Consider the following 9,283-nt stretch of genomic DNA (forward strand, 5'->3'; position numbering starts at 1 on the left):
ATTGTTTGCTGATTTAGGGGCTAAGTTTCGCTGGAAATTAAGCGAACGACTTCATGAACTTCCTGGAGACTTTTGTCGTCCATGTTCTCGCTGATGTAGCTGCTCATCTCGGGCGATAATTCACCTGTATCGGGCGATATCGCAATGGTTTCAAAGACCATTTTAAAGTGCTGCACAGTGAACTCCCAGCTGGCCTCACCATCAGCATCGGTCATGGAATCGATGGCTGAAAGTTGGCTGTTCACCATGCGAATGAACCACTGCTTTCGTTTTTCGTACATCGTGAGCCGCAAGAGGGCTCGGCTGTAGATATCAGCAACAACGTCAGTAACAGCTTGGTCAGCGTAAAGTTCGTCCCAGAATTCAAGCTTGCCCAGATCTTCGGGGCTGGTTCTGTTTTTGACGAGTGTCGACTCGCAGACCGCCTGCGCATGCTCATAGCGTTCACCACCTACCATCAGCCGCAGGGCAATGAAAAATCCAGGCAGCATGCGGCGCGAGAGGGCGCCCTCAGCTAAGCTCTGATCGGGTGCGGTATCGAATAGATGTGCAAAAGGTTGAACCAACGCACGCGTGAAGGGGTCTCGAACATACTTGACGACTTGGTCAGGACCAATCAAACCTCGAAGAAGCTTAGGCATCAACCCCGGTACATTACGCAGAGCAGCCATCACTTCTCGAACATCAATCGCCCCAAGACCGGCGCCACGATGCTCGGAATGCGCTACCAAAACCGCTTCGATGATTTTTAGAATGCGGTCTCCAACAGCCTCGAAGGCAGCCGCATCTGACGGAATGTCCTCATTGGCCACTGTCGATTCCTCTTCTATAACGGGCGTTTTACCAACCATTGAGACCTCGCTTAAGCAGCTTTCTCGTCACCACTATCGCGCTTACTGGCCTTGAGGTAGGGCTTGAGACTTTCCTCGAGGATACGCGGGTGTTGTTCGGACTGAATTGAAACAATGGTATCGATGAGGAGCATTTTTGTAACGCGCTCCTCGTTGTTGCGTAGGGTTAACTTGTCGGCGATTGGTAACGCGAACATGTTGGCAAGCATCGCACCGTAGAGAGTGGTGAGAAGTGCAACCGCCATAGCCGGACCAATGGTCTTCGGGTCTTCCATATTGGCAAGCATCTGGACCAAGCCCACAAGCGTTCCAATCATACCCATGGCCGGGCCAACATCGCCGATGGCTTTGAAAATTTTGATGCCACCATCATGCCGGTCCATAGCCTGATACATCTCCTTGGTAAGTGTGGACTTAATTACTTGTCCATCCACGTTATCCACGAGGTATTCGATTCCTTTTTTAAGAAACGGGTTGGTGACGTTCTCTTCTTCCAGGGCCAATACGCCTTCTCGGCGAGCCTTGTTGGAGAGGCTTAGGCTAAGCTCGATAAGTTCGTTGGTGTCTGCGCCCTTGAAGAAAAATGCCTGCAGTGCCACTTTGATAGCTCCAAGGAACTGTCCAAGGCCGAACTTCATCAGTGCAACAAATATACTTCCGCCGATAACAATGAGCAGTGAGGGCGGGTTAATGAAGAGGGCAACGCCACCTTCACCTTGCCCAATGGCAAAGCCAACAATCCCAAAAGCGCCCAATAAACCAATAAGCGTTGCCAGATCCGGCATGGCTGACCTCCCCGTCAAACCGGTACAATACCCTTATAAAAACGGTAGCATGAAGGCTTTGATTCCGCAAACTTCTAAGAAAATCAAGGTGATCGAGGGGCTAGAACGCGAATGGGTTCTTTGATGCCGACCCCTTTGTTGAAGCGCTCCAAGCGCTCACGGACCATCTCGGTCACTTCATGGCCTTTTCGAATCACGATTAGACCCTCGATGGTGGTCACATCTTGGTCGATAATCATCGTTTGCTCGAGCTCTTCGAGTGTCACCGAGCGGGTTGTCATCGGCGGCGGGTCTATCTGAATTTGCGATAGGACGGCCAGCATACGAGGGTCATAGGCCTGCGGGCGAAGCTCTAGGGCCGCGATGCATTCATCCCGGGTAAGGCCACTGGCTACCAATCGTGCAGTATCAAGGCTTAACCGTAGCAAATTGGCTCCGAGTAGGCGGCGGTTGTCTTCGAGGATGTGCCTTTCAGGGTCTTGGGCCCCGAAGGAGCGGTGTTGATTGCCAACCATCACTGCAATGTCTTCTAGTCTTGGGATTCGTTGGAGCAGGCGCTGGGCAGTTTTGGGGTGGTCCAAAAACATCTTTCGCTCTTCTGCGGTGAGTGATTGGCGCGTGTCGATACGATGCAGGAGCTCTCCGGGAAGCATGACGCAGCCAATTTGTGAAACCATAGCTGCAATTTCGAACTCATAAATATTGGGTAAAAAGAGTGCTTCACTGATTCTAATGATGATGGTCCGAAGCTGTTCGGTGCGCCCAAAGGCCTCTTCATTTACCAAGCCAAGTACTTGGGCCATGACATTGACGCTGCCCCAGAGTGTCTCTTCCAGAATTTCTCGTTCTGCAACCACAATTTGGTGATGCTCATGGGCACCTTCGAACGCTGTGAGCAGTTCACCGGCAGGGCAGGGTTTGGAGAGATAGGCGAAAATTCCGCCTTCGTTGACGGCTTTCACCGCTGCTTCAAGGTCTGCGTGACCGGTTAATAAGACACGGCTGCTGTCGGGAGAGGCATCTTTCGCGAGGCTTAGAAACGACGCCCCATCCATTTCTGGCATTCTCATATCTGAAAGAATGACGCAGTATGGGTCGCTTTTGTGAATCATTCGCAGGGCTTCTCGGCCGCTGGTGGCGGTGGACACATCAAAGTGTCGCCGCAGATTGACCTGCAAGCCCTCCAATACATAGGGCTCATCATCCACGCATAGGACGCGTGGTTTTACCTTTTTGCGGGAGCGTTTCGTGGAGCCGGTCGTTTCAGAATGGTCAACCAATGTTTGTAGTTCCTATGCTTGGAAAAGGAGGTTCACTTAAACGGTAGCGGAACCAGCTGCGGGGGTCAAAATCAAGGTTTGCTCTGGTGGTTGTATCAGGGGTTCTCTGAGCAGGTGATTCCTGTCTTGGCTGAGAACTTCCTCGTGCAGATTGCGTTTATCGCAATAATATCAGTAAGGTCTGCGCCTTCTGTGATAGCGTGCGTAAGGTCTGCCCGTGAGAGATCGGCCGCTTGAAGATTCGCCCGCTGAAGGTTTGCTTTCTGAAGATTCGCCCCGACTAAGCGGGTTCCACGGAGATCTGCTCCCTGAAGATTTGCGCCTCTTAGGTTGGCAAAGCTTAGGTCGAGCCCGGCGAGGTCAGCACCTTCACAAGAAGCCTGAGGTCCAACCGAGCAGGCTGAAATTTCGGAATCCAAATGGCCGCCGCAGGTGTCACCATTGTTTTGGCTCAACGTTCCATCCGGGCAGCGGGTAAGGTGCCAGGTGGTTTTTTCGAGGTCGGCACGAAGAAGGTTCGCTCCGAGCAGATCGGCGTGACTGAAGTCGGCGCCGCGTAAATTAGAATGGGTCAGGTTGCACCCTTGTAGGTTGGCGCCGGTGAGACGTGCCTGCCGCAGATCTGTCGCCTCGAGATTGGCGTGGTTTAAGTTTGCAGCCCTCCAGTCAATACGGCTGAGGTCTTGGTCAGCGCACTGCAAGTTGGGCCCTGCTGAACATGGGTGTGATCGAGTGGTTAGGTGGCCGCCGCAAGTGCCACCATTTTGATGACTTTCCGATCCATCCGGGCAGAGGGTTTGGTGCCAGAGTATTTGAGTTACATCGGCCCTCGATAGGTTGGCACCCCGTAAGTCTGTGTAGCTCATATTGGAACCCCGAAGCACAGCGCCATGGAAATCGCTGTCTTGAAGTTGAGCGCCGGTAAAGTCGCAGCCGAGGCAGTTGATATTGCGAAGCTGGGCGCGCTCAAGATTACTGGCCACTAGGCTTACTCCCGGCAGGTCGGCGCCACTTAAGTCAATATACTCAAGTTTGGCGCGTTTAAATTGTGAGAAGTGGAGCGCAGCATTGGAGAGATTGGCCTCACTAAAGTTTGAGTCTTCGGCATTGGCGTTAAAAAATACCACGTGACCCGATAGGTCAGCTTGGCGGAAATCGGCTTCACGTAGGTCACTTTGCGTGCACATCTTGAATGGGCTCGTCACACATACCGGAGAAGGCCAGGCTGCAAATGAACTTGGGTGATGCTGCTCCGACTGAACCTCGGGTAGAGGACTTTCCTGAGATTTTGAAGGAAGTGGGTCCGGCTCCGGTGTGCAGGCCTGCAGGAGCCAAGCGGTAACCAGGATGTGAAGTCCAAGTGTGAAGAATTTAGCCATCTCTACTGGTTTTCGCATGCATCTTGGCCTCAAACCAACCTGGAACCTCAACGAATTCGATTCCATTGATCATTCTTCACTCAAAAAGCCTTTCCGAAGCCCAAGGTATGCGCATGTCGCTCGCCAACATACTTAAGATCGCTAGGGTTTCGTCGATGGTGATCTGAAGGTGAAAAGCGGCGGTGCACCAAGCGGACGCTGCTAATCTTGAGGGATGGGGTTGTGGTGAGGCGGCATCAATTTTGCCAAATGCTCGTGAGAGCACTGATTGTCTCGTTTGGCGTACTGAGCTGCGCCAACCTGATGGCTGCACCCACTGGAAAACCCCTTCACAAGATACGCGGTCACAACGGAACCATCCGCGCCTTGGCCTTTTCTCCCAACGGTAAGCTTCTCGTCTCTGGCAGCACCGATGAAACGGTTCGAGTTTGGGATACTGAATCCTCTGATAACCTTCATGTGTTTGAGGGCCATTTTGGAGGGGCGAGAACGGTCGCTATTGCGCCAAATAACCGGACCATCGCGACAGGATCCTACGACGGAAAAATCAGACTTTATGATTCCAAACGGGGTGTGAAGGTCGGTGAATTTGGGTCGTATACCGAGTGGGTTTCTGCACTGGCTTTTTCCCCCGACGGTAAGTTTTTGGCGGCCGCCTCTGCTGAAGGTGACGTACGGCTTTGGCGAGTCAAAAACGGAAAGATGATTCGTCAGTACAAGGGTCACCGCGCGGGCGTCATGACCCTTGCCTTTAGTAAGAACGGTCGGCTCCTGGCAACTGGCGGAACCGAGCGCCTAGTCCGTCTTTTTCGCGCAGGCACCGGGAAATTATTAAAAACCTTTGAGGGTCACGATGCATCGATTTCCAGCATTGTGTTTCATCCCAACGGTAAACAAGTTGTGACCGCATCTTGGGATTCGACCATTGCCTTTTGGAATATCCAGCGAGGTAATTTTATCAAGGAGTTCAAAGGCCACCTAAGTGAGGTTCAGGCAATTGTTTTTGCAGACCGTGGCCGGACTCTCATTTCTCTGGGGGGCGACAATACGGTTCGATACTGGGATGTGCGTAACGGTCTCGAGCGTAAGTTAAAGTTCGTCAGGGAGACTGGGGTTGCTGTCGCCGTATCAGGGGCAGGAAGAATGTTTGCGACGGCCACATTTGATAACCGGCTTCAGGTATGGGCTCCGTCTGCCCTCCAGGAAGGTTTGAGGGTGGGGCATGAAGCGCCGATTAGCTGCGTCGCGTCCTCGCCTAAGTCGGATATTGTAGCGATTTGTGATGATACAGCGTTGGTCTTGCGTAATCAGCGTACCGGGAAAAAAGTAGGATGGTTGGCCGAGCATGTAGAGCCGGTCACCGCGGTAACGTTTAGTGCTGATGGTAAATTCTTGCTCTCTGCTAGCAAAGAACCTGTGGTGCGGCTCTGGGATGTAAAAAAGCGCGTGGTGCTTCGCCGAATAGCTGGGCCAAAGACTGGGACAGGTGCTCTTGCCTTTTCGCGAAATGGCAAATCGATAAGCTTTGGGGGCTTGGACGGCAGTGTCTGGTTGGTCAACCCTAAATCCGGGCGAGTGAAGCACAAGATTAAAGCACACCGGTCTCAGGTTACGGGCGTCTCATTTAGCGTGAACGGTAAGTCGGTAATCAGCGCCAGCTGGGACCGCCAAGTTTTGCAGTGGAGCGTGAAGAGCGGAAAACGATTACACAAGTTCTCCGGCGTGAAGGGACTTGTAGGAGCCTTGGCAGTTTCTCGTGACGGACGGTACTTGGCCGCTTCCATCGGCTCGAATATTCGCGTCTGGAGTCTCAAAACAAAAAAGAAACTCCACCTTCTCAAAGGTCATAAAGACCACGTGAATGACCTCGATTTTGCACCGGGTGCTTCGATACTAGCAAGCGCCAGCCAGGATTGGAGTGTGAAGTTGTGGGATATTAGTAAGGGGTTAGAGCGTCGCACAATTCAAGGTCACCAGTTTGGTGTTACTGGGGTCGCGTTTTCCAGCAGCGGGTCTAGGCTGATATCGACGAGTTTAGATTTCACAGCTAGGTTATGGGATGTACGAACCAGTAACGAACGTATGCGACTTGAGGGGCATGAAGGCACCGTTGCAACTGTGGTCTTCAATCCTAAAGGGAATCTCTTGGCGTCCGGGGGTTACGATAAAGTTATTCGCTTATGGAACACGAAGACCGGCAAGGTGGTTCGCGAGTTGTTCGGTCACCAGGGCGGCGTTGAAGCTGTTGCCTTTTCACCCGACGGTAAGAAGCTGGCATCAGGGAGCCGTGATAATCAAGTTCGTTTATGGGACGTGAAAACGGGGGAATTACTTCACGAGCTGGAAGGTCACACAAACTGGGTGAAGACGCTCGCTTTCTCTCCTGATGGGAAGATTTTAGCATCGGCTGGACGAGACAAAAGGCCCCGACTCTGGAGCGTGTCTCGAGGAGCTTTACGACGCGAGCTTGAAGCCCAGAAGAGTGAGGTCCAGGGCTTATCATTTCACCCTGATGGTGAAACTTTAGCGGTGGCCGCTGGGCACGATATCCGTTTTTTCACCATCCCCGATGGGGTCTATTCAAAAGAGTTGGTTGGACATAACCATGTGGTTTCAGCGGTTCCATTTTCGCCCCGTAAGTTAAGTCAGACCATCGCATCGGCTTCCTATGATTATACAATTCGTCTTTGGGATGTACGTAAGCAAAAAGTGCGTCGCAAGATGGTGGGGCATGATGGTGGAGTACGAGATATAGCCTTCTCACCGGATGGCGAGACCGTGGTGTCTGGAAGTGATGATTCTACCGTTAGGATCTGGAGTGTGGCTTCAGGCAGCGAGCGAATTGTATGTGAAGGACATCAAGGCGCAGTCACAGCAGTTGCGTACCACCCGAATGGGCGTTTAGTCGCCTCGGCGGGCATCGACCAAACAATCCGAATCTGGGATGCACGGCTCTAACGCCTGTTGGCTAAAAGCGTTTATTTCGTTGGGGCAGGGGCGGCAGGCGGCGGCTTGCCCACGCTGTTGATCGGTCGAACATGGTCTCGGTGATAGTTCTCGAGAGTCTCTGCATTGATGATAATGCGCTCAAGGTTGTCGGGGTTGTCGGTGCCCGTAATGTTAGAAGACTCTCGCTGATCAATAATGATTTCAACGCGGCGGTTTTTACCTCGATTTTGGGGCGTGTCGTTGGGGACGCGTGGCCGGGTTTCCGCAAATCCACGCAGTACAAAGCGTTCGGGCTTCAGGTCTGATCTTTTTAGCAGTGAGTGAATCACCGAAAATGCGCGCGCACTCGAGAGTTCCCAGTTTGAGCGGAACTGTCTCGTACTCATGGGTTGGTTGTCGGTGTGTCCGGCGACCGTAATGGCACCAGGAATCTTATCCAGAGAGTTTTTAAGCTTGGTTGAAATACTCACAAAACTCTTCTTTAAGGTTGCGCTACCCGCAGAAAATGAACCGGCTTGAAGGATCTGAATGGTGATTTGCTGATCACCTTCTTCCACTTCAATTTTACCATCGTTGATTTCTTGTTTTAGGATTTGGCGCATTTCAGCCGACTGCTTCCTGGTTTGTTCTCTGGCAGCGGCTTGGAGAATTTGCGCTTCAGATAGAATTTGTTCAACTCCAAATTCTTCCATTTCAGTGCTCATGGACTGACCCAGCCCTCGCTTCATCGACTCGACCATCTTCTTAAATGTCGTAATTTCCATGCTGCTCATCGATAAAAGCATAACGAAGAAACACATGAGTAGGGACATCAGATCGGCGAATGTTACGACCCAAAGGGGAGCGCCTGCCTCTGCTTCTGGAGCAGGTGGACCCATTGAATCATCTTCCAACAACATTGTCGGTGGTGGAGGTGCCGGTTTAGCCTTTTTAGCGGCGTCTTCGGTTGCGATATCCGCGGATGGTTTCTTCGGCGCTTTTTTGGCGGTTACTTGTGCTGCGGCGATCGCAGCGGTTTGAGCAGTTTGTTCCGCCTGCGGTACTCCCGCTACTGCAGTGACGACCGATTTAGCAGTTGTTTTTTTCTTACGTTTCTTTTTTCGGACGGGGGCTTTGCCGTCAGCAGTCTCGGCTGGAGCGGCAGCTGGAGTCTTCTTGGAGACTTTCTTCTTGGTTGTCTTCTTCGTTGTTTTCTTGGTTGTTTTCTTGGTTGATTTCAGCTTTTTGGGCGCATCGGTCTCTGGCGACGGGCGCTCGCGCGTCTTCTTCACTGCTTTATCTGCAGGCTTTGCGCCCCGTTTGGGCTTATCTGGTTTCTCCGAATCGCTCACCGCTATCCTTTGGCGACAGTGTGGTTAAGTTGCCATGGCTTCCCATTACGAGGCAATCCCACATTTAACTATCGACTATTTGACCAAAGACTAAAGTTAGAATCCAACACGTCGATTCAGTTGTTGCACCCCGAACACCGTAATAAGGTGGTCATGGGACTGGTGCAATCATGTGGGGAGACTATGGCCGAAGCAAACGAGGCCACCAAAGAGGGTGAAGAACCCGTTGAAGAGGCCAAAGAAGACGCCCCAGCGGTGATTTTCGACGATGGGCCAGCGGCACCTCCTGAGGAAGAGGAGGCGGCCGGAGCGCCTCTCTGGGTCGTAACCTTTGCCGATTTGATGTCTCTGCTCATGTGTTTTTTCGTCATGTTACTTAGTATGTCTCAGCTCGATGTCGAGAAGTTCAAGGCAATGGCTGAAGGAATGTCTAAGGGGCTCGGTGCCAAGCCCAGTGTTAAGCTTAAAGACGTAAGCATCGATGATATTTTGTCCCAGGCCGATAAAATCAAAGAAAAAATGCGACAGAGAACACTGAATGATGCTGATAAGCTTAAAGAATTACTTGCTCCTGAAATAATGGACCGAAAGGTTGAACTGGAGATTACCGATCAGCTGATTACCGTGAGAATCCTCCAGAGTGGTTCGTTTGCGGCGGGCAGTGCTGACCTAAAGAAGGCCTTTATGCCGGTGGCCAAGCGTATACGA

General features: G+C 51.9%; 7 protein-coding genes and 1 other gene. 3 read left to right on the top strand and 5 right to left on the bottom strand.

All coding sequences use genetic code 11. The features are described 5' to 3' along the window. Positions 1-20 precede the first annotated feature (20 nt). The 4 genes from HOK28_06355 to HOK28_06370 all read right to left on the bottom strand — a co-directional run bounded on the left by HOK28_06355 (position 21) and on the right by HOK28_06370 (position 4,313). Positions 21-851, bottom strand: coding sequence for a hypothetical protein (locus HOK28_06355; protein MBT6432696.1), 831 nt, complete (start codon positions 849-851; stop codon positions 21-23). 11 nt (positions 852-862) lie between these two features. Next, on the bottom strand, positions 863-1,636 hold the full coding sequence (pomA, locus tag HOK28_06360) for a flagellar motor protein PomA (protein ID MBT6432697.1): 774 nt from the start codon (positions 1,634-1,636) through the stop codon (positions 863-865). An 83-nt stretch (positions 1,637-1,719) separates the two neighbouring features. Then, positions 1,720-2,916, bottom strand: a complete 1,197-nt coding sequence (locus HOK28_06365) for a response regulator (GenBank protein ID MBT6432698.1) — start codon at positions 2,914-2,916, stop codon at positions 1,720-1,722. 95 nt (positions 2,917-3,011) lie between these two features. Then, positions 3,012-4,313: a pentapeptide repeat-containing protein gene (locus HOK28_06370; protein ID MBT6432699.1), complete on the bottom strand. Its 1,302-nt coding sequence runs from the start codon at positions 4,311-4,313 to the stop codon at positions 3,012-3,014. 207 nt (positions 4,314-4,520) lie between these two features. Between HOK28_06370 and HOK28_06375 the strand changes: the two genes are divergently transcribed. Further along, positions 4,521-7,253, top strand: coding sequence for a hypothetical protein (locus HOK28_06375; GenBank protein ID MBT6432700.1), 2,733 nt, complete (start codon positions 4,521-4,523; stop codon positions 7,251-7,253). Then, positions 7,017-7,253: gene (locus HOK28_06380) on the top strand. Before HOK28_06375 ends, HOK28_06380 begins: the two co-directional genes overlap by 237 nt. Before the next feature lie 20 nt (positions 7,254-7,273). Next, positions 7,274-8,575, bottom strand: a complete 1,302-nt coding sequence (locus HOK28_06385; protein MBT6432701.1) for an OmpA family protein — start codon at positions 8,573-8,575, stop codon at positions 7,274-7,276. 183 nt (positions 8,576-8,758) lie between these two features. On the opposite strand from HOK28_06385, the gene HOK28_06390 reads away from it, so the two are divergent. Continuing rightward, positions 8,759-9,283 (top strand): hypothetical protein (locus HOK28_06390; GenBank protein MBT6432702.1); only part of this gene is annotated, 525 nt, incomplete at its 3' end.

Source organism: Deltaproteobacteria bacterium (assembly GCA_018668695.1).
In the GTDB taxonomy this organism is placed as follows: domain Bacteria; phylum Myxococcota; class XYA12-FULL-58-9; order XYA12-FULL-58-9; family JABJBS01; genus JABJBS01.